This window comes from Allobosea sp. P4_C6, from assembly GCF_056402015.1.
Genome location: NZ_JBFUIF010000053.1, coordinates 1 through 20754, shown reverse-complemented (window position 1 = coordinate 20754; position 20754 = coordinate 1). Strand labels below are relative to the sequence as shown.

General features: G+C 64.7%; 17 protein-coding genes and 1 tRNA gene. All 18 read right to left on the bottom strand.

Going from position 1 to position 20754, the window contains the following annotated elements; all coding sequences use genetic code 11:
* A partial coding sequence (locus tag AC1DVA_RS23425; protein WP_476807444.1) for a GTP-binding protein occupies positions 1 to 300 on the bottom strand: 300 nt, incomplete at its 3' end.
* 50 nt (positions 301 to 350) lie between these two features.
* On the bottom strand, positions 351 to 2426 hold the full coding sequence (gene fusA / locus AC1DVA_RS23420; RefSeq protein WP_265053786.1) for an elongation factor G: 2076 nt from the start codon (positions 2424 to 2426) through the stop codon (positions 351 to 353).
* 33 nt (positions 2427 to 2459) lie between these two features.
* Positions 2460 to 2930, bottom strand: a complete 471-nt coding sequence (gene rpsG / locus AC1DVA_RS23415) for a 30S ribosomal protein S7 (protein WP_061966717.1) — start codon at positions 2928 to 2930, stop codon at positions 2460 to 2462.
* Between the two features lie 72 nt (positions 2931 to 3002).
* A complete protein-coding gene (gene rpsL, locus AC1DVA_RS23410) occupies positions 3003 to 3374 on the bottom strand; it encodes a 30S ribosomal protein S12 (protein WP_038358286.1) in 372 nt (123 codons plus the stop codon).
* A 433-nt stretch (positions 3375 to 3807) separates the two neighbouring features.
* The gene (gene rpoC, locus AC1DVA_RS23405) at positions 3808 to 7992 is read right to left on the bottom strand and encodes a DNA-directed RNA polymerase subunit beta' (RefSeq protein ID WP_265053787.1); all 4185 of its coding nucleotides are present in this window, start codon (positions 7990 to 7992) and stop codon (positions 3808 to 3810) included.
* A gap of 107 nt (positions 7993 to 8099) precedes the next feature.
* Positions 8100 to 12221 (bottom strand): DNA-directed RNA polymerase subunit beta, encoded by a 4122-nt coding sequence (rpoB, locus tag AC1DVA_RS23400; protein ID WP_476807443.1) that lies wholly within the window; start codon positions 12219 to 12221, stop codon positions 8100 to 8102.
* Positions 12222 to 12474: 253 nt separating this feature from the next.
* Positions 12475 to 12855, bottom strand: a complete 381-nt coding sequence (gene rplL / locus AC1DVA_RS23395) for a 50S ribosomal protein L7/L12 (protein ID WP_265053789.1) — start codon at positions 12853 to 12855, stop codon at positions 12475 to 12477.
* A gap of 52 nt (positions 12856 to 12907) precedes the next feature.
* Entirely contained in the window at positions 12908 to 13423 is a 516-nt protein-coding gene (gene rplJ, locus AC1DVA_RS23390; RefSeq protein WP_265053790.1) for a 50S ribosomal protein L10, read from the bottom strand.
* Positions 13424 to 13939: 516 nt separating this feature from the next.
* The gene (rplA, locus tag AC1DVA_RS23385; RefSeq protein WP_265053791.1) at positions 13940 to 14638 is read right to left on the bottom strand and encodes a 50S ribosomal protein L1; all 699 of its coding nucleotides are present in this window, start codon (positions 14636 to 14638) and stop codon (positions 13940 to 13942) included.
* 10 nt (positions 14639 to 14648) lie between these two features.
* Entirely contained in the window at positions 14649 to 15080 is a 432-nt protein-coding gene (rplK, locus tag AC1DVA_RS23380) for a 50S ribosomal protein L11 (RefSeq protein ID WP_265053792.1), read from the bottom strand.
* A gap of 157 nt (positions 15081 to 15237) precedes the next feature.
* Complete coding sequence (locus tag AC1DVA_RS23375; protein WP_476807442.1) at positions 15238 to 15837, bottom strand: cytochrome b/b6 domain-containing protein; 600 nt, start codon at positions 15835 to 15837, stop codon at positions 15238 to 15240.
* On the bottom strand, positions 15834 to 17447 hold the full coding sequence (locus AC1DVA_RS23370; protein ID WP_476807441.1) for a methyl-accepting chemotaxis protein: 1614 nt from the start codon (positions 17445 to 17447) through the stop codon (positions 15834 to 15836). Before AC1DVA_RS23370 ends, AC1DVA_RS23375 begins: the two co-directional genes overlap by 4 nt.
* Positions 17448 to 17553: 106 nt before the next feature.
* Entirely contained in the window at positions 17554 to 18087 is a 534-nt protein-coding gene (nusG, locus tag AC1DVA_RS23365; protein ID WP_047577926.1) for a transcription termination/antitermination protein NusG, read from the bottom strand.
* Positions 18088 to 18101: 14 nt separating this feature from the next.
* A complete protein-coding gene (secE, locus tag AC1DVA_RS23360) occupies positions 18102 to 18296 on the bottom strand; it encodes a preprotein translocase subunit SecE (protein ID WP_265053795.1) in 195 nt (64 codons plus the stop codon).
* 163 nt (positions 18297 to 18459) lie between these two features.
* A complete protein-coding gene (locus tag AC1DVA_RS23355) occupies positions 18460 to 19191 on the bottom strand; it encodes a class I SAM-dependent methyltransferase (protein WP_476807440.1) in 732 nt (243 codons plus the stop codon).
* Positions 19192 to 19243: 52 nt separating this feature from the next.
* Positions 19244 to 19319, bottom strand: a tRNA-Trp gene (locus AC1DVA_RS23350).
* 61 nt (positions 19320 to 19380) lie between these two features.
* Complete coding sequence (locus AC1DVA_RS23345; protein ID WP_476807439.1) at positions 19381 to 20280, bottom strand: dihydrodipicolinate synthase family protein; 900 nt, start codon at positions 20278 to 20280, stop codon at positions 19381 to 19383.
* 188 nt (positions 20281 to 20468) lie between these two features.
* A partial coding sequence (locus AC1DVA_RS23340; protein WP_476806958.1) for an EF-Tu C-terminal domain-related protein occupies positions 20469 to 20754 on the bottom strand: 286 nt, incomplete at its 5' end.

The window sequence follows — 20754 nt, the reverse complement described above, 5'->3', positions numbered from 1 at the left end:
GTCCATCTGCGCCGCACCCGTGATCATGTTCTTCACATAGTCGGCGTGGCCGGGGCAGTCGACATGGGCGTAGTGGCGAGCCGGGGTCTCGTACTCGACGTGCGCCGTCGAGATCGTGATGCCGCGGGCCTTCTCCTCAGGCGCCTTGTCGATCTGGTCATACGCCGTGAACGACGCACCGCCGGTCTCAGCCAGCACCTTCGTGATCGCAGCCGTCAAAGACGTCTTGCCATGGTCGACGTGACCAATCGTGCCAATGTTGCAGTGCGGCTTCGTACGAGCGAATTTCTCTTTGGCCATCGTAGCCTCCGTCAGATCTTGTTCAAACGTTCAGTCGGTTCGGTGCGGGTTCAGGCGTACTTGGCCTGGACCTCGGCGGCGACTGCCGACGGCACCTGCTCATAATGGTCGAACTGCATCGTGTAGTTCGCGCGACCTTGCGAGAACGAACGCAGCTGGTTGACGTAGCCGAACATGTTCGCCAGCGGCACCATCGCGTTGATCACGACGGCGTTGCCGCGCATGTCCTGGCCCTGGATCTGGCCACGACGCGAGTTCAGGTCGCCGATGACCGATCCGGTATAGTCTTCCGGGGTCACGACTTCGACCTTCATGATCGGCTCGAGCAGCACGGAGCCGCCCTTCTGCAGACCTTCGCGCAGCGCCGCACGGGATGCGATTTCGAAGGCGAGAGCCGACGAGTCGACCTCGTGGAAGGCGCCGTCGATCAGCGTGACCTTGACGTCCACCACCGGGAAGCCGGCAAGAACGCCCGAGCCGATGACCGAGTTCAGGCCCTTCTCGACGCCGGGGATATACTCCTTCGGCACCGAGCCGCCGACGACCTTCGACTCGAACTCGAAGCCCTTGCCGGTCTCGTTCGGCTCGATGACGAGCTTGACGCGGGCGAACTGGCCCGTGCCGCCGGTCTGCTTCTTGTGGGTGTAGTCGATCTCGGCCTTCTTGGTCAGCGTCTCGCGATAGGCAACCTGCGGCGCGCCGATGTTGGCATCGACCTTGTAGGTGCGCTTCAGGATGTCGACCTTGATGTCGAGATGGAGCTCGCCCATGCCCTTCAGGATGGTCTGGCCGCTCTCCTGGTCGGTCGACACGCGGAAGGACGGATCCTCGTTCGCGAGCTTCGACAGGGCGAGGCCCAGCTTCTCCTGGTCGGCCTTGGACTTCGGCTCGATCGCGATCGTGATGACCGGCTCGGGGAACTCCATGCGCTCCAGGATGACCGCGTGGGCGGGATCGCAGAGCGTGTCGCCGGTGCGGACGTCCTTGAGGCCGGCCAGGGCGACGATGTCGCCGGCATAAGCCTCCTTGATGTCCTCACGGTTGTTCGCATGCATCAGGAGCATGCGACCGACGCGCTCCTTCTTGTCGCGGGTCGAGTTGATGACGCCCTGGCCGGCTTCGACCTTGCCCGAATAGATACGGCAGAAGGTGATCGTGCCGACGAAGGGGTCGTCCATGATCTTGAAGGCGAGCATCGCGAACGGATCTTCGTCCGTCGGATTGCGGGTGGTCGGCTCTTCGGTCTTGAAGTCGATGCCTTCGACCGCGCCGCGATCGACCGGCGACGGCAGGAAGTCGACGACGGCGTCGAGCAGGGGCTGCACGCCCTTGTTCTTGAAGGCCGAGCCACAGAGGACCGGATGGAACGCGCGGCGCTGGACGGCCGTACGCACCAGGCGGCGCAGGGTATCGGCGTCCGGCTCGGTGCCGTCGAGGTAAGCTTCCATCGCGGCGTCGTCCATGTCGACGGCGGCCTCGATGAGCTTGCCACGATACTCAGTGGCCTTGTCGAGCAGATCGGCAGGGATATCCTTCTCTTCGAAGGACGCACCCAGCGCCTCGCCGTTCCAGACGATCGCCTTCATCTTGATGAGGTCGATGACGCCGGCGAAGTTCGACTCCGAACCGATCGGAATCTGCAGGCAGACGGGCTTTCCGGCGACGCGGTCGATGATGTCCTGGACGCAGCGATAGAAATCGGCGCCGATCTTGTCCATCTTGTTGACGAACACGACGCGCGGCACGTCGTACTTGTCGGCCTGACGCCAGACGGTCTCGGTCTGGGGCTCGACGCCCTGGTTGCCGTCGAGAACGCAGACGGCGCCGTCGAGCACACGCAGCGAACGCTCGACTTCGATTGTGAAGTCGACGTGGCCGGGGGTGTCGATGATGTTCAGGCGATGGTCGCGCCACAGGCAGGTCGTCGCAGCGGAGGTGATCGTGATGCCACGCTCCTGCTCCTGCGTCATCCAGTCCATGGTCGCAGCGCCGTCATGGACTTCGCCGATCTTATGCGACTTGCCGGTGTAGAAAAGGATACGCTCGGTCGTCGTCGTCTTGCCCGCATCGATGTGGGCCATGATGCCGAAGTTGCGATAACGGTCGATGGGATGGGAACGGGCCATGATCGTGCTCTGTCTCTCAGGAAACCGCGCCGCTTACCAGCGGTAGTGCGAGAAGGCGCGGTTGGCTTCCGCCATCCGGTGCGTGTCTTCGCGCTTCTTGACGGCGTTGCCGCGGTTGTTGGCGGCGTCCATCAGCTCGGCCGACAGGCGCTCCACCATGGTCTTGTCGTTACGGCCGCGAGCAGCCGTGATCAGCCAGCGGATCGCCAGCGCCTGGCGGCGCTCGGTGCGAACCTCGACCGGAACCTGGTAGGTCGCGCCGCCGACGCGGCGGGAACGGACCTCGATCGCCGGAGCGACGTTCTCAAGCGCCGACTTGAAGACGCCGAGCGGCTCGCTCTTGGTCTTGGCCTCGATGATGTCGAAGGCACCGTAGACGATCCGCTCGGCGGTCGACTTCTTACCTTCGTACATCACGGAGTTCATGAACTTCGTGACGACGATATCACCGAACTTCGGGTCCGGGATAACTTCGCGCTTTTCGGCACTGTGGCGGCGGGACATCGTCTAGTCTCCGGTCAAATCTTCAACGCGGCGGATCGGCCTGGGCTCGTCGCCCGGCCGATCGGGCCGAAATTACTTGGGACGCTTGGCGCCGTACTTCGAACGGCGCTGCTTGCGGTTCTTGACGCCCTGCGTGTCGAGCACGCCGCGCAGGATGTGATAGCGCACGCCGGGAAGGTCCTTCACGCGGCCGCCACGGATCATGACGACAGAGTGCTCCTGAAGGTTGTGGCCTTCACCCGGAATGTAGCCGATCACCTCGAAGCCGTTGGTCAGGCGAACCTTGGCGACCTTGCGGAGCGCCGAGTTCGGCTTCTTCGGGGTCGTCGTATAGACGCGCGTGCAGACGCCGCGCTTCTGCGGGCAAGACTCGAGCGCCGGAGCGGTGTTACGCGCCTTCACGGGCGACCGCGGCTTGCGGATGAGCTGGCTGATTGTCGGCATTCTGGCCTCTCGCCCCACTGAGCGTTTGGAAATTCGATTTCCCAGACTGAATAAAGCCACGGCATAAACGAAGCCGCGCCATCGGCGCCCTTCTCGGGGCCTCAGGCGCGTTCGCCAGCAGAGGAACACAGGACGGATCCCGCATTCATGCATCTTGCCATGTCGTCATTCGACGCTGGAATTCCGACGGAGTTTCGGTCGCGAAACTCGCTTGCGAACTTCAGCGCAAGCGACAAACGTGTCCGACAGCCGTCGACAGTGGCGCGCTTATGACTCAAGGAAAGATTCGCGTCAACCCCGAAACGGCCGAAAAGGCCGGGCTTTCGTGGGGTTCGGACCAGTTCGGCCCTTGCCTGCCCTTCCACGAAACAAAAAGGCCGCCCGGGAGGGGCGGCCTTTCCGATGATTACCGACGTTCGGTAGCGGCCGGGGCTTACTCTGCCGCCGGAAGCACCGCTGCAGCCTGGGCAGCGGCCTTCGCCGCCGCATCGGCCTTCTGGCCGACGATGAGATCGTCGCGACGCGTGGCCACCTGCTTGATGCGGGCGACCTGGGCGCCGGTGCCGGCCGGGATGAGYGAGCCGACGATGACGTTCTCCTTGAGACCTTCGAGCATGTCGGACTTGCCGTTGACCGCCGCCTCGGTGAGGACGCGGGTGGTCTCCTGGAACGACGCAGCCGAGATGAACGAGCGGGTCTGCAGCGAGGCCTTGGTGATGCCGAGCAGGACCGGCACGCCGGAAGCCGGCTTCTTGCCCTCCTCGCGCAGCTTCGTGTTGACCTCTTCCAGCTCGATACGGTCGATCTGGTCGCCGGTCAGGATGTCGCTGTCTCCGGACTCCGTGATCTCGACCTTCTGCAGCATCTGCCGGACGATGACCTCGATGTGCTTGTCGTTGATGCCGACGCCCTGGAGGCGATAGACCTCCTGGATCTCGTTCACCAGATAAGCCGCCAGCTCCTCGACGCCCTTGATCGCCAGGATGTCGTGCGGGGCCGGGTTGCCGTCGAGGATGTAGTCGCCGACCTCCACGACGTCGCCGTCCTGGAGATGGATGTGCTTGCCCTTCGGGATCAGGTACTCGACCCCGTCGGAACCGTCATGCGGCGTCAGCGTGACGCGACGCTTGTTCTTGTAGTCCTTGCCGAAGCCGATGACGCCCGACTTCTCGGCGATGATCGCCGCGTCCTTCGGACGACGCGCCTCGAAGAGTTCCGCGACGCGCGGCAGACCGCCGGTGATGTCGCGGGTCTTGGCCGAGTCGGTCGAGACACGCGCCAGCACGTCGCCGGCCTTGATCGAGTGGCCCGGCTCCACCGAGATGATGCCGTCGACGGGCAGGATGTAGCGGGCATCGCCACCACGGGCGAGCTTCGCGATCTTGCCGTCCGTGCCCGTGATCGTCATCGCGGGCTTGAGGTCGGCCGTACGGGCCGAGCCACGCCAATCGATCACGACGCGCTTCGAGATGCCGGTCGCCTCGTCGGTCGTCTCGGTCATCGACATGCCGTCCACGAGATCCTCGTAGCCGACCTTGCCGTCCACCTCGGCCAGGATCGGGCGGGAATAGGGATCCCACTCGATCAGACGCTGGCCGCGCTTGACCTTGTCGCCCTCGTCGACCCGCAGCTTCGAGCCGAACTGGACGCGGTGCACGGCGCGCTCGGCGCCGTCCGGGCCGACGATCACGATGGCGATGTTGCGCGCCATGGCGATGAGGTCGCCGTCCGAGTTCCGCGCGACGTTGCGGTTGCGCATCTTGACCGTGCCTTCGAAGTTCGACTCGACGAAGGACTGGTCGGCGATGGTGGCCGCGCCGCCGATGTGGAAGGTGCGCATGGTGAGCTGCGTACCCGGCTCGCCGATCGACTGCGCCGCGATGACGCCGACGGCCTCGCCCATGTTGACGGGCGTGCCGCGGGCCAGATCGCGCCCATAGCAGGTCGCGCAGACGCCGTTCTTGGTCGCGCAGGTGAGAACCGAGCGGATCTTCACCTCCTGGACGCCGGCGGCGTTGATCTTCTCGATATGGCTCTCCTCGATCATCGTGCCCTTCGGCACGAGAACGTTGCCGTCGATGTCGGTCACGTCCTCAGCCGCGGAGCGGCCCAGGATGCGCACGCCGAGCGAGGCGACGACCTGGCCGGCATCGACGATGGCGCGCATCTTGATGCCGTTTTCGGAGCCGCAATCGACCTCCGAGATGATCGCATCCTGCGCCACGTCGACGAGACGGCGGGTCAGATAGCCGGAGTTGGCCGTCTTAAGCGCCGTATCGGCGAGGCCCTTGCGGGCGCCGTGGGTCGAGTTGAAGTACTCGAGAACGTCGAGGCCTTCCTTGAAGTTCGAGATGATCGGCGACTCGATGATCTCGCCCGACGGCTTGGCCATCAGGCCGCGCATGGCGGCGAGCTGGCGCATCTGCGCCGGCGAACCACGGGCGCCCGAGTGCGACATCATGTAGATCGAGTTGATCTGCTTGTCGCGGCCGGTCTCGTCCTTCTGGACGGTCGAGATGCGGGCCATCATCTCCTGGGCGAGCTTGTCGGAGCACTTCGCCCAGGCGTCGACGACCTTGTTGTACTTCTCGCCCTGCGTGATCAGGCCGTCCTGGTACTGCTGCTCGTAGTCCTTGGCGAGCGCGCGGGTCGTGTCGACGATCTGCCACTTGTTCTCCGGCACGACCATGTCGTCCTTGCCGAAGGAGATGCCGGCCTTGAAGGCGTGCTTGAAGCCGAGCCCCATGACGCGGTCGCAGAAGATCACCGATTCCTTCTGACCGCAGCCGCGATAGACGGCATCGATCATTCCGGAGATCTCCTTCTTCGTCATCAGCTTGTTGACGACGTCGAAGGACACGGCCGGATGATCCGGCAGCGCGGTCGAGAGGATCACGCGGCCCGGCGTGGTCTCGTAGATCTTGGTATACGGCTTGCCGTCCTGGCCGGTGCCGGTCCAGCGGTATCTGATCTTCGAATGCAGCGTCACGACCTTCTCGTGCAGCGCATGCTCGAGCTCGCCCAGATCACCGAAGACCTTGCCCTGGCCGGGCTCGCCGTCCGAGACGATCGAGAGGTAGTAGAGGCCGAGCACGATGTCCTGCGACGGCACGATGATCGGCTGGCCGTTCGCCGGGTGCAGGATGTTGTTGGTCGACATCATCAGCACGCGCGCTTCCAGCTGCGCCTCGAGCGACAGCGGGACGTGCACGGCCATCTGGTCGCCGTCGAAGTCCGCGTTGAAGGCGGCGCAGACCAGCGGGTGAAGCTGGATCGCCTTGCCCTCGATCAGCACCGGCTCGAAGGCCTGGATGCCAAGGCGGTGCAGCGTCGGCGCGCGGTTCAGCATCACCGGATGCTCGCGGATGACCTCGTCCAGGATATCCCAGACCTCCGGCTTCTCCTTCTCGACGAGCTTCTTGGCCTGCTTGACCGTGGTCGAGTAGCCCTTGGCGTCGAGGCGCGCATAGATGAACGGCTTGAACAGCTCGAGCGCCATCTTCTTCGGCAGGCCGCACTGGTGGAGCTTCATCTCCGGGCCGACGACGATGACCGAGCGGCCGGAATAGTCGACGCGCTTGCCGAGCAGGTTCTGGCGGAAGCGGCCCTGCTTGCCCTTCAGCATGTCGGCGAGCGACTTCAGCGGGCGCTTGTTGGCACCCGTGATGACGCGGCCGCGGCGGCCGTTGTCGAACAGGGCGTCGACCGACTCCTGCAGCATCCGCTTCTCGTTGCGGATGATGATGTCCGGCGCGCGCAGCTCGATCAGCCGCTTCAGGCGGTTGTTGCGGTTGATGACGCGGCGATAGAGGTCGTTCAGGTCCGAGGTCGCGAAGCGGCCGCCGTCGAGCGGCACGAGCGGACGCAGATCCGGCGGGATGACCGGAATCACGGTCATCACCATCCATTCCGGCTTGTTGCCCGACTCCTGGAAGGCCTCGATGATCTTGAGGCGCTTCATCAGCTTCTTGGGCTTCAGCTCCGACGTCGTCGTCGCGATCTCATGCTTGAGATCGGCGTTGATCTGGTCGAGGTCGAGCGCGCGCAGCATCTCGCGGATCGCTTCCGCGCCGATCATGGCGGTGAAGGTGTCGGCGCCATACTCTTCCTGGCAGCGGACGTACTCCTCCTCCGACAGAAGCTGACGGTCCTTGAGCGGGGTCAGGCCCGGCTCGATGACGACGTAGCTTTCGAAGTAGAGGATGCGCTCGAGGTCCTTGAGCGGCATATCCATCAGCAGGCCGATGCGCGAGGGCAGCGACTTCAGGAACCAGATATGCGCGACCGGGGCGGCCAGCTCGATATGGCCCATGCGCTCGCGCCGGACGCGGGCCAGCGTGACTTCGACGCCGCACTTCTCGCAGATGACGCCCTTGAACTTCATGCGCTTGTACTTGCCGCACAGGCACTCGTAGTCCTTGATCGGCCCGAAGATGCGCGCGCAGAACAGGCCGTCACGCTCCGGCTTGAACGTGCGGTAGTTGATGGTCTCCGGCTTTTTGATCTCGCCGTAGGACCAGGACAGGATCTTCTCCGGGCTCGCGATCGAGATCTTGATCGCGTCGAAGGCCTGCTGCACCGGCTGCTGGCCGAAAAGGTTCATGACCTCTTGCTTCATCGCCTGTCTCCTTCCGCCGGCGGGGCTAAGGCCGCCCTGCCCGGCTGGTAAATTCCGTAGGCCGGCGGCGTGAGTGCCGCCGGCAATGTTCAAGGCTCGGTCGCGGCTTATTCGGCCGCTTCGGCGGGCGGCAACTCGCCCGGCTTCACCTTGTTGTTGATCAGCTCGACGTTGAGGCCGAGMGAMCGCATYTCCTTGACGAGCACGTTGAAGCTCTCSGGRATGCCYGCYTCGAASKTGTCCTCGCCGCGCACGATCGACTCGTAGACCTTGGTGCGGCCCGCGACGTCGTCCGACTTCACCGTCAGCATCTCCTGCAGCGTGTAGGCGGCACCGTAGGCTTCGAGCGCCCAGACCTCCATCTCGCCGAAGCGCTGGCCGCCGAACTGCGCCTTGCCGCCCAGCGGCTGCTGAGTGACGAGCGAGTACGGACCGATCGAACGCGCGTGGATCTTGTCGTCCACGAGGTGGTGCAGCTTCAGCATGTAGATGTAGCCCATGGTGACCTTGCGGTCGAAGGGCTCACCTGTGCGGCCGTCATAGAGCGTCGACTGACCCGACGAGTGCAGGCCGGCCTGCTCCAGAAGCCGCTCGATATCGGCTTCCTTCGCACCGTTGAAGACCGGCGTCGCCACCGGCACGCCACGGCGCAGGTTCTGACCCATCTCGACGAGTTCGTTCTCGTCCATCGAGGCGATGATCTCGTTGTCCTCGTAGACGGCATCGAACGAAGCCTTCAGCGCCTTGAAGTCGTTCGACTTCTTGTAGGCGTCGAGCGCCTTGCCGATCTGCTTGCCGAGACCGGCGGCAGCCCAGCCCAGATGCGTCTCCAGGATCTGGCCGACGTTCATGCGCGAGGGCACGCCGAGCGGGTTCAGCACGATGTCGGCATGGGTGCCGTCCTCGAGGAACGGCATGTCCTCCACCGGCACGATGCGCGAGACCACGCCCTTGTTGCCGTGACGGCCGGCCATCTTGTCGCCCGGCTGGATCTTGCGCTTCACCGCGACGAAGACCTTGACCATCTTCATCACGCCCGGAGGCAGTTCGTCGCCGCGCTGCAGCTTCTCGACCTTGTCGAGGAAGCGCTGCTCGAGGCGCTTCTTCGACTCGTCGTACTGCTTCCGCATCGCCTCGATCTCGGTCATCAGCGAGTCTTCGGCGGTGGCGAACAGCCACCACTGCGAACGCGGGAACTCGCTCATCACTTCGCGGGTGATGACCGTGTCCTTCTTGAAGCCCTTCGGGCCGGCAAGGCCGGTCTTCCCGGTCAGGATCTCGGCCAGACGCGCGAAGGTGTTGCGGTCCAGGATCGCCTGCTCGTCGTCGCGGTCCTTGGCGAGACGCTCGATTTCCTCGCGCTCGATCGCCTGGGCGCGCTCGTCCTTGTCGACGCCGTGGCGGTTGAACACGCGGACCTCGACGATCGTGCCCTGCACGCCGGGCGGAACCCGCAGCGAGGTGTCGCGGACGTCCGAGGCCTTCTCGCCGAAGATCGCGCGCAGCAGCTTCTCTTCCGGCGTCATCGGGCTCTCGCCCTTCGGCGTGATCTTGCCGACGAGGATGTCGCCAGCCGCCACTTCGGCGCCGATATAGACGATGCCGGCTTCGTCGAGGTTCTTCAGCGCCTCTTCCGAAACGTTCGGAATGTCGCGCGTGATCTCCTCCGGGCCGAGCTTGGTGTCGCGGGCCATGACCTCGAACTCCTCGATATGAATCGAGGTGAAGACGTCCTGGGACACGATGTTCTCGGAGAGAAGGATCGAATCCTCGAAGTTGTAGCCGTTCCACGGCATGAACGCGACGAGCACGTTGCGGCCCAGCGCGAGCTCGCCGAACTCGGTCGACGGGCCGTCCGCGACGATGTCACCCTTCTTGATGATGTCGCCGACGCGCACCAGCGGGCGCTGCGTGATGCAGGTCGACTGGTTGGAGCGCTGGAACTTCTGCAGACGGTAGATGTCGACGCCCGGCTTGGTCGGGTCCATCTCGTCGGAAGCGCGGATGACGATACGGGTCGCGTCGACCTGGTCGACGATGCCGCCGCGGCGGGCCGCGATGGCAGCGCCAGAATCGCGGGCGACGACCGCTTCCATGCCGGTGCCGACGAAAGGCGCGTCGGCGCGAACCAGCGGCACCGCCTGGCGCTGCATGTTCGAGCCCATCAGCGCGCGGTTGGCGTCGTCGTTCTCGAGGAACGGGATCAGCGCCGCGGCGACCGAGACAAGCTGCTTCGGCGACACGTCCTGGAAGTCGACCTTGTCGACCGGCGTGACGATGACTTCGCCGGCGCGGCGGCAGACGATCAGGTCGTCGGTCAGGCGGCCTTCAGCGTCGACGGCGGCATTCGCCTGGGCGACGTTGTACTTCGCCTCTTCCATCGCCGAGAGATAGATCACCTCGTCCGTGACCTTGCCGTCGCGGATGCGGCGATACGGGCTCTCGATGAAGCCGTACTTGTTCACCCGCGCGAAGGTGGCGAGCGAGTTGATCAGGCCGATGTTCGGGCCTTCCGGCGTCTCGATCGGGCAGATGCGGCCGTAATGCGTCGGGTGCACGTCGCGCACCTCGAAGCCGGCGCGCTCACGGGTCAGACCACCCGGGCCAAGCGCCGAAAGGCGACGCTTGTGAGTGACTTCCGAGAGCGGGTTCGTCTGGTCCATGAACTGCGAGAGCTGCGAGGAACCGAAGAACTCGCGCACGGCGGCAGCCGCCGGCTTGGCGTTGATCAGGTCCTGCGGCATCACGGTGTCGATGTCGACCGACGACATGCGCTCCTTGATGGCGCGCTCCATGCGCAGGAGGCCCAGACGGTACTGGTTCTCCATCAGCTCGCCGACCGAGCGGACGCGGCGGTTGCCGAGATGGTCGATGTCGTCGATCTCGCCCTTGCCGTCGCGCAAATCGACCAGCGCCTTCACGACCGCGAAGATGTCTTCCTTGCGCAGGATGCGCACGGTGTCCTCGGCGTCGAGGTCGAGGCGCATGTTCATCTTCACGCGGCCGACGGCCGAGAGGTCGTAGCGCTCCGGATCGAAGAACAGCGACTGGAACATGTTCTCAGCCGTTTCGAGCGTCGGCGGCTCGCCCGGACGCATCACGCGGTAGATGTCGAACAGGGCTTCCTCGCGGCGCGAGTTCTTGTCGACGTTCAGCGTATTGCGGATGTAGGGGCCGACCGTGATGTGGTCGATGTCGAGCACCGGGATCTCGTCGAAGCCGTCATCGGTCAGCTGCTTCAGCAGCTTCTCGGTGATCTCCTCGCCGGCCTCGGCATAGACTTCGCCCGACGCCGGATTGACCAGGTCCTCGGCGATGTACTGCGTATAGAGATCCTCGTCCTGCGCGCGCAGGAACTTCAGGCCCTTCTCGGCGAGCTGGCGGGCGGTGCGGGCGACGAGCTTCTTGCCGGCCTCGACCACGACCTCGCCGGTTTCGGCGTCGATCAGGTCCTCATTGGCCTTGAAGCCCTTCATGCGCTCCGCGTCGTATGGAACGCGCCAGCCCTTAGGATCCTTAGTGTAGGTGATGTGGTTGTAGAAGCGGTTGAGGATCTCCTCGCCGTCCATGCCGAGCGCGAACAGCAGCGAGGTGACCGGAATCTTACGCTTCCGGTCGATGCGGGCGTAGACGATGTCCTTGGCGTCGAACTCGATGTCGAGCCAGGAACCGCGATACGGGATGATGCGCGCGGCGAAGAGCAGCTTGCCCGAGGAATGGGTCTTGCCCTTGTCGTGATCGAAGAACACGCCCGGCGAACGATGCATCTGCGAGACGATGACGCGCTCGGTGCCGTTGACGATGAAGGTGCCGTTGTCCGTCATAAGCGGCATGTCGCCCATGTAGACATCCTGCTCCTTGATGTCCTTGACGGACTTCGCCTGGGTGTCGGGATCGATATCGAACACGATCAGGCGCAGCGTCACCTTGAGCGGCGCCGAGAAGGTCATGCCGCGCTGGCGGCACTCGTCGACGTCGTATTTCGGCGGCTCGAAGGTGTACTTCACGAATTCCAGCAGCGAAGCGCCGGAAAAATCGCCGATCGGGAAGACCGACTTGAAGACGGACTGCAATCCCTCGTCGGCCCGGCCGCCCTTGGGTTCGTCGACCATCAGGAACTGGTCGTAGGACGCCTTCTGAACCTCGATGAGGTTCGGCATCTGGGCCACTTCCTTGAGTTTGCCGAAGAACTTGCGGACGCGCCTGCGACCCTGGAGCGAATTGACCATGTTGTTCCTCGCAATCTCTTCGGACGGCTCACCCGGTGGTCCGTGGCGACAGCCCCAAGGCCGCCGGGTGAGCCGTTCGGCGCTGCATCGCGCCGACCTGCATTTCCATCGGAGCTACGTCGCAAGGTTGCGACAGGCTCCAACAACAACTCCCGCGCACTAGCGCGGAAACGACGCAACAGCCCCGGAGGCGTAGCCCGCCCCGGGACTGTCGATAGTGACTACGGTCGGACCGGCATCAGCCGGCCCTAGCTCACTTGAGCTCGACCTTGGCGCCGACGGCCTCGAGCTGCTTCTTGAGCTTCTCGGCCTCGTCCTTGCCGACCGACTCCTTGACCGGCTTCGGGGCGCCTTCGACCAGATCCTTGGCTTCCTTGAGGCCCAGGCCGGTGATGGCGCGGACTTCCTTGATCACCTCGATCTTCTTGTCGCCGGCCGCGGCCAGGACAACGGTGAACTCGGTCTGCTCTTCGACAGCGGCGGCGGCAGCGCCACCAGCGGCCGGGCCAGCGGCAACCGCGACGGCGGCAGCAGCGGAAACGCCCCACTTCTCTTCGAGGAGCTTCGCGAGCTCGGCGGCCTCGAGAACGGTGAGCGACGACAGCTCGTCGACGAGCTTGGTAAGATCAGCCATTTTGGGTTCCTACGTGTAAGAGGTTCGAACGATATCGGGATCAGCAGGCCGTTCAGGCCGCATCCTTGTCGGCATATGCCTGGAACACCCGCGCGAGCTTCGCAGCCGGCGCAGTCGAGAGCTGCGCAAGCTTCGTGGCCGGGGCCTGGATGAGGCCGACCAACTTGGCGCGCAATTCGTCGAGCGAGGGCATCGTGGCCAGAGCCTTGACACCATCGGGGTTCAGGGCGGTCGTGCCCATCGCGCCGCCCAGGATGACGAGCTTGTCGTTCTCCTTGGCGAAAGCGGTGGCGACCTTCGGCGCCGCGACCGGATCGTTGGAATAAGCGATCAGGGTGGGACCCGTCAGCAGATTGCTGATGGACGCGACGTCGGTGCCTTCAAGAGCGATCTTGGCCAGCCGGTTCTTTGCGACCTTAACAGTGGCGCCATTCGCCTTCATCTCGCGACGAAGCTTCTGGAACTGGGCCACGGTCAAGCCCGCATAGTGGGCCACGACGACGACCGACGTGTTCGCAAACACATCGTTCAGCGACGCGACGGCATCTTTTTTTGCCGTTTTATCCACTGGGCTCTCTCCGGTAGGCGGCAGGCTTTCGAGGGCTTGCCGCCGGTTGCACGTGTCGCTTCCTGGAACCCCGGTTGACACCGGCGTCCCGCGAAGCGACGCTTGGTGCCCTGTCCCCGCTCCCGAACCCGAAAGGGCCGCGATCGGGCGAGATGGTTCGAACCGTCTTCTCCGGATCCTGCGATCCGGGATTAAGCTCTTGCACCGTCTATGCAGGCCTCTTGGCGAAATTATGCCCGGGGCCGAAGCTCCGGAGCACCTGCAGTCTCAGACAGGACTGGGTGATTCCCGCTCGAAAAATCGCTCTTCCGAACCTGAAGCACCCATTTCTTCAGCGGAAAACCGCCGAAAAACGCGAAACGGACCCCTTCGTGCCAAGCACGCCGGAGCCTCGTCACTCATGGAAACAGGCGAGCGTCATAGCGCCTTCGCCTGCTTCTGCCAAGTAGGCTCTTGACTTCACGAAATCAAGAGCGGGTGAGCGGCCGGCGATCTGGCCGCTCTTCCCTGCATCGATCAGCCGCCGACGACAGTGTTCGGCTCGACCTTGACGCCCGGGCCCATGGTCGAGGAGATCGCGACGCGCTGGATATAGGTGCCCTTGGCGCCGGCGGGCTTCGCCTTGGCGACCGAGTCGACGAACGCCTTAATGTTCTCCGAGAGCTTCTCGGCCGAGAACGAGGCCTTGCCGACGGCGGCGTGGATGATGCCGGCCTTCTCGACGCGGAACTCGACCGAACCACCCTTCGAGGCGGCGACGGCGGCGGTGACGTCCATCGTCACGGTGCCGACGCGCGGGTTCGGCATCAGGCCGCGCGGGCCTAGAACCTTGCCGAGACGACCGACGAGACCCATCATGTCCGGGGTCGCGATGCAGCGATCGAAGTTGATCTCGCCCTTCTGGACGGACTCGACCAGCTCCTCGGCGCCGACGATGTCGGCACCCGCGGCCTTGGCCTCGTCAGCCTTGGCGCCACGAGCGAAGACGGCGACGCGCAGCGTGCGGCCCGAGCCGTTCGGCAGATTGCAGACGCCGCGGACCATCTGGTCGGCGTGACGCGGATCGACGCCTAGATTCATCGCGATCTCGACGGTCTCGTCGAACTTGGCGTTGGCCCGGTCCTTGATGAACGAGACAGCCTGATCGAGCGGGTAGAGCTTGGTGCGGTCAATGCCTTCACGGCCCTTGACGACGCGCTTTCCGGTATGTGCCATATCAGCCCCCTCAGCCCACGACTTCCAGGCCCATGGAGCGGGCCGAGCCACGGATCATGGCCGAAGCCGATTCGACGGTGTCGCAGTTGAGATCCGCCATCTTCTTCTCGGCGATCTCGCCGATCTGAGCAGCGGTCACCTTGCCGACGTTGCCGCCACGGCCCGGAGTCTTCGAGCCGGAGGTGAGGCCAGCGGCCTTCTTCAGCCAGTAGGACACCGGCGGCTGCTTCATTTCGAAGGTGAAGGAGCGATCCTGATACGCGGTGATGATCACCGGGATCGGCATGCCCTTTTCCATCTGCGCGGTCTTCGCGTTGAAGGCCTTGCAGAATTCCATGATGTTGAGGCCTCGCTGACCCAGCGCCGGACCGATCGGCGGCGACGGATTGGCCGCGCCCGCCGGAACCTGAAGCTTCACGTAGCCCGTGATCTTCTTTGCCATGATGGCTGCTCCTGCCGCCTGCCCCGATGCCTATCCGGAACGACGACGACCCCGCCTGCCGATGCTCTTCATCGGGGCCGGGGTGGTTGCAGTGCGTGGTGCGGCGCCTTTGATCCGGCTGGCGACCGGCACGCCTTCCACGCGGTTGAGGCCGGGCCTATCGCATATCCGGCTGCGGAATGGAAGAGGGCTTTGCGGCCTGGGCCCTCGGCATGTCGGCCTTCGGGACATGCTGGATATAATCGTCGAGGGCAAGGCAGATATGAACGGCGACCAGCCCGACGAGTACGAAGGCCAGGATCGCGTGGCCGCGGAACAGCATGTCCGCATGCCCAGCTCCTTCAGGCCAGATCGCCGGCAGGGAAACCCCGCCATAGATCTCCCGCGCACCGAAATCGGACACGCCCGCCAGCCCGAGCAGCGGAATCGCGATCAGCAGGCCATAGAGAACCCGGTGCACCGTCCGCCCGCCGGCCGTGCGGGACCAGCGCCCGCGCAGCCGCGCGAAGATGCGGTAGGCCAGCCGAGCCGCCACCAGGGCGAGCAGCAGGAACCCGGCCGTCTTGTGAAAGGTCATAAGTCCGTCCGCCCAGGCGCCGCCTCCGATCTCCTTCATCAGGATCCCGATGCAGAACAGCATCAGGACGAGCGCTGCCGTGCTCCAGTGCAGCACCTTGGCCAGGAGCGGAAACTCATGGGCGCCGATACGCTGCCGGCGGACCGTGGCGGCATTCCGGGAATCGGTGAGCATCTTCATGCGTGCTGCACGCCTTGCCTATCAGTCATGAAGCTGTCGACCGCCTGCCTCAGGGCAGCGGCCTGACCGTCGATGTCGGCGGAAGCCTTGGCCATCCGCTCCGTCATCCGGCGCCAATCCTCGATCATGCCGGCGACCTGCTCGACCTGTTCGGCCATGCCCCGCACGTCGCCCGCGGTTTGCGCAGTGCCGATGTTGATCGAGCGCGAGGTGTCGTCCTGCTTGCGCGCCAGCTCGGCGATCGAATCTGCGGCGGTCTCGACGGCATTGACCGAAGCGACGAGGGAGCCGATGCGCCCGATGATCCGCTCGGCGGCCGTGCCGATGGAATCGAGTCCGTGCCGCACCTGCCCGGTCGCCTCCGCGGTCCGATTGGCGAGCTGCTTCACCTCGGCGGCCACCACCGCGAAACCGCGCCCGCTTTCCCCGGCCCTTGCCGCCTCGATGGTCGCATTGAGCGCAAGGAGATTGGTCTGGTTGGCGACGGTGCTGATCAGCGTCACCACGGCGGAGATCGAGCCCACCGCCTCGCGCAGCAGCACGCTGTCGTCTGTCGCTTCCTCGACCAGGGATTTCGCCGCGTTCGCGATCCCCGAGGTCCGGCGGGCCTCGCCGGCCGTCGTCGCGAGAAGCTCGGCGATTTCGTTTAGCGACGAGGACATCTGACCGACATGGATGGCGGCTCGCTGGCTCGACTGCGCCGCCGCACCGGCGTGCTGATCGACGAAGCCGGAGAGCTGCGAGAGTTCGTTCGACGCGTCGGTCATGCTCGCGGCATGGGTTTCGAGCGCCGTGGCGATGCCGGCGATGTTGTCCTGAAAGGCCTGACCGCTGACCCGCAACGCCTGTTGCCGCTCGACCTCTCCTGCCAGCGAGGCGAGCCGCTCCTTTGCCGCCTCCTGCCTCAGCTTCTCATCCGAGAGATGGGCCTGCAGCGCCCGGCCGAGCATGCCGATCTCGTCGCCGCGGCGTGCGAGCTTGCGCACCCAGCCGGCATCCTCTCCCGGCGCACCCAGAGCCGTGGCCATTGTCGAGATCGGACGCACCAGCCAGCGATGTTCGAAGGAAATGATCAGGGCGGCCAGGAAGAGACCGAGCGCCGCCAGCAGCACCGTGTTCTGCCGCGAGCTTTCGACCTGCGCGCCGAGCGCCTCGCTGACACCCACCATCGCCGCGTTCAGCAGCACGCGCAGCTCGTTGCGCTGCCCGGCAACTTTACGCAGCGCCTCGCGCGCGATCGCGGCATCGGCGCCGAGCTTCGACGAAAGCTCCTGCAGTCCCTGGACAGCATCGGCCGCCCGTGCGGCGATCTCGCCCTCGCTGCGTTCGGCCACGGCCTTCGCCGCCGCCGTCATGAGCTCGATGTCATCTGAAAGGCCGCGGCGATCGCCCCCGGAGACGATCGCGACGACGACGTGGCTATAGGCGGCGTCTGTTTCCGAGAGCATCGCCGCGGCGCCGGTATGGGCGGCGATCGCCCTGGCGAAGCCGGCGAGCTTGATGGAGCCGATGGTCTCGGCGGCGCCGAACACGCAAGCGAGGACGCCGAGGATCAACGCCCAGAGCGTGAGCCGCTGGCGAACCGTGGCCTTGAAGAAACTGGGAAACATCGCGCCCTGCGTCGGATTACCGACGCAAAGCGTTGGCGCAGTTGTGTTAAAGGCCGCTTAACCTAACGGAACCGATTGCAGATCCGGCCCAGGAATATCAGCCGGCTCAGAGCTTCTCGACCTGGCTGTATTCCAGCTCGACCGGCGTGGCGCGGCCGAAGATCGAGACCGCGACCTTGAGGCGGGCGCGGGCATGGTCGACATCCTCGACGACGCCGTTGAACGAGGCGAAGGGGCCATCCGCCACCTTGACCTGCTCGCCGACCTCGAAAACGATCGTCGGCTTCGGCCGCTCGATGCCCTCGGCGACCTGTCCCTTGATCCGCATCGCTTCATGCTCGGGGATCGGCATGGGCTTGGCCTTGTCGGCACCCAGGAAGCCGGTGACCTTCGGCGTGTTCTTGATGAGGTGATAGACCTCGTCGGTCATCTCGCACTTCACCAGCACGTAGCCGGGGAAGAACTTGCGCTCGGTGTCGACCTTGCGGCCGCGACGGACCTCGACGACCTTCTCGGTCGGCACCAGCACCTCGTCGAACTTGTCGGCGAGGTTGCGCTGCGCCGCCTGGTCACGGATCGACTGCGCGACCTTGTTCTCGAAGTTCGAATAGGCGTGGACGATGTACCAGCGGGTGCTCACGTTCGTAATTCCGTTCAACGGGCGCCGAGGATGATGCCGAGCACCCAGCGGATGACGGTGTCGGTGAAGAGGAAGAACAGGCTGGAGGCGACCACCATCGCGAGCACGAGGCCCGTGGTGATCAGCGTCTCCCGGCGCGAAGGCCAGGTGACCTTGGACGCCTCGGAGCGCACGTCCTGCAGGAACTGGAAGGGATTGGATTTCGCCATGAACCACCTCGGGTTCCGAAGCTGCGCCCGGCCTTGCCGCGACGCCGAATCGGCCGTCCTGAAACATTCGCGGCGCGGGACCCGGAGGGGTCGCGCGCCGTCATCGCAAGCCTCTTACATCGCTTGGAGCCGTTAGCCAAGAGCCTTTCGGGCCACGGCATCCTCAGTTCCGGCTTGCAGCCATCAGCAGGAAGAACGGCCGCTCGCGATCCTTCGCCCAGCCCGGCTCGGCGGCGACCTGTTCCGGGCTCGGAGCCCATTCGACCAGCTTCGTCAGCGAGAAGCCTGCGGCCAGCAGCAGATCGACATAGGTCGCGATGGTACGGTGGCGCTTGACCACGCCCTCCGCCAGCCAGTTGCTGACCCGCTCCCCCTCGTCGAGATAGCCGTTGACCGGCCAGGTCGCGCGGCCATCGGCGTCCGCGAGCCATTCCTGCCGGGCCGGCGCGGTCAGGAGCGGATGCTCGACCGAACAGACCAGGCTTCCGCCGGGCTTCAGCGCCGCGTGCACGCGGCCAAACAGCCCGGCGAGATCGGCGATGTAGTGAAAGGCGAGAGAGCTGTAGATGAGATCGAAGGCGGCAGGCTGCGGCACGAAGCCTTCGAGATCGGCGCGTTCGTAGACGACGCCGGCCTCGCGCGTCTCGCGCCGTGCCCGCTCCAGCATCTTCTCCGAGAGGTCGATTCCGAGCACGCTCCGGGCGCCCTCACCTGCAGCGAAGCGGCAGAACCAGCCGAAGCCGCAGCCGAGATCGAGCACGTCCTTGCCGGCGAGTTCCGGCAGCATCGAACGCAGAACCGGCCATTCCGGCGCCCCGTCCAATCCATGGACGGAACGCGGCAATTGGCTATAGCCCGCGAAAAAAGTCTCGTCGTCGTAGATATTCTGGGTCATGGCGCTCAAAAAACCGCGTTGCGGTCCGCGCATCGGTCGCCCGGAGAGCGACTGGCAGGGGCGGTAGGGCTCGAACCTACGACAACCGGTTTTGGAGACCGGTACTCTACCAACTGAGCTACACCCCTGCAGGTGCGCGTCATGTGCCCCAAGGCGCGGCACATTTCAAGTCGAAATCTCGCGGCATCCTCATTTGCGATAGGAGCCGAGTTCCCGGGCATAGCGCTCGACCAGCTTCAAACCGAACTCGGTCGGCCTCAGCGCCGGACCGCGATCATGGATCGGAATGCCGGCGCGTGCGCCGAAGATGCGCTTGCCATAGCAGAGCAGCGTCTCGATCGACTGCATGATGAAGGTGATCGCCGGCAGCACCTCGCGATAGGCGGCATCCGCCCCCGCCTCGTCCCCGGCCCTGTAGAGATTGTAGGCCCGCAGCGCGTAGTCGATCGTATCGGGCGCCAGGATCATGCCGATGCAGCCCGCCCGGAAATTGTCGACGAGCTCGAGCCCGCCGCGCCCGTTCAAGATCGGCAGCCGCCCTTCGGTCACAGCGATCAGGCGCTCGATCTCGACGACCGAGCCCTCGCCTTTGATCAGGCTGATGTTCGGATGCCGGCGTGTGAGTTCGCGGATATCCTCCGCCGAAAGACCACGCCCCATATAGGCCGGCGCATTCTGAATCGCGACCGGCAGAGAGGTCGTATCGGCGATGCGACCGAAGAAGCTGATATACTCGGCCGCGCCGAAGCTGCCGACCATCGGCGGCTGCAGAATCACCCAGTCGGCGCCGTTCTTCTCGGCGACCTTCACCAGCTCGGCCTGCTCCGCCACCGAGGAGCCGAAGATGGTGAAGGCGAGCGGCTTCCTGCCCGCCACATCCTCCGCCATCCATTCCATCACGGTGCAGCGCTCGGCGAAGCTCAGCTTCGAGACCTCGGTGGCGAGCCCCAGCGCCGCCATGCCCTGCACGTCGAGATCAACGCTGATCTCAGCCTGCCGGCGCATCGCCGCTCGATCGAGCCGTTCGTTCTCGTCGAACAGGGCGAAGACGATCGAATGGATACCGGGAAACGGCGGCTTGAATGGCATGGGCAGGCTCCTCCGCGACGGGAGCGGCTGATCCGCTCTCTCAAAACGATTGAGAGCATGGAACAGGTCATCCGCACAGAGCACGGGACGAGACTAGCCTTGCATTCAAGGCATGCGCGCAGAGCTGTCGCCTCAAAGAAAAAGGGCGGTGTCGCCACCGCCCTTTCCCAAATCGCTATGCGTGTCGATCAGGCAATGATCGAAGCAACAACACCTGCTCCAACCGTACGTCCGCCTTCGCGGATGGCGAAGCGCAGCTTCTCTTCCATCGCGATCGGGGCGATCAGGGTCACCTCCATCGAGATGTTGTCGCCCGGCATCACCATCTCCGTGCCCTCGGGCAGCGTCACCACGCCGGTCACGTCCGTCGTGCGGAAGTAGAACTGCGGGCGGTAGTTGGTGAAGAACGGCGTGTGACGGCCACCCTCTTCCTTCGTCAGGATGTAGGCCTCGGCCTTGAACTTCGTGTGCGGC

Coding starts and splice junctions, on each gene's coding strand:
- rplK (WP_265053792.1), bottom strand. CDS start 15,080: ATGGCAAAGAAGATCACGGGCTACGTGAAGCTTCAGGTTCCGGCGGGC.
- rpsG (WP_061966717.1), bottom strand. CDS start 2,930: ATGTCCCGCCGCCACAGTGCCGAAAAGCGCGAAGTTATCCCGGACCCG.
- AC1DVA_RS23375 (WP_476807442.1), bottom strand. CDS start 15,837: ATGAAGATGCTCACCGATTCCCGGAATGCCGCCACGGTCCGCCGGCAG.
- rplL (WP_265053789.1), bottom strand. CDS start 12,855: ATGGCTGATCTTACCAAGCTCGTCGACGAGCTGTCGTCGCTCACCGTT.
- AC1DVA_RS23345 (WP_476807439.1), bottom strand. CDS start 20,280: ATGCCATTCAAGCCGCCGTTTCCCGGTATCCATTCGATCGTCTTCGCC.
- fusA (WP_265053786.1), bottom strand. CDS start 2,426: ATGGCCCGTTCCCATCCCATCGACCGTTATCGCAACTTCGGCATCATG.
- rplA (WP_265053791.1), bottom strand. CDS start 14,638: ATGGCACATACCGGAAAGCGCGTCGTCAAGGGCCGTGAAGGCATTGAC.
- rpsL (WP_038358286.1), bottom strand. CDS start 3,374: ATGCCGACAATCAGCCAGCTCATCCGCAAGCCGCGGTCGCCCGTGAAG.
- AC1DVA_RS23355 (WP_476807440.1), bottom strand. CDS start 19,191: ATGACCCAGAATATCTACGACGACGAGACTTTTTTCGCGGGCTATAGC.
- secE (WP_265053795.1), bottom strand. CDS start 18,296: ATGGCGAAATCCAATCCCTTCCAGTTCCTGCAGGACGTGCGCTCCGAG.
- AC1DVA_RS23370 (WP_476807441.1), bottom strand. CDS start 17,447: ATGTTTCCCAGTTTCTTCAAGGCCACGGTTCGCCAGCGGCTCACGCTC.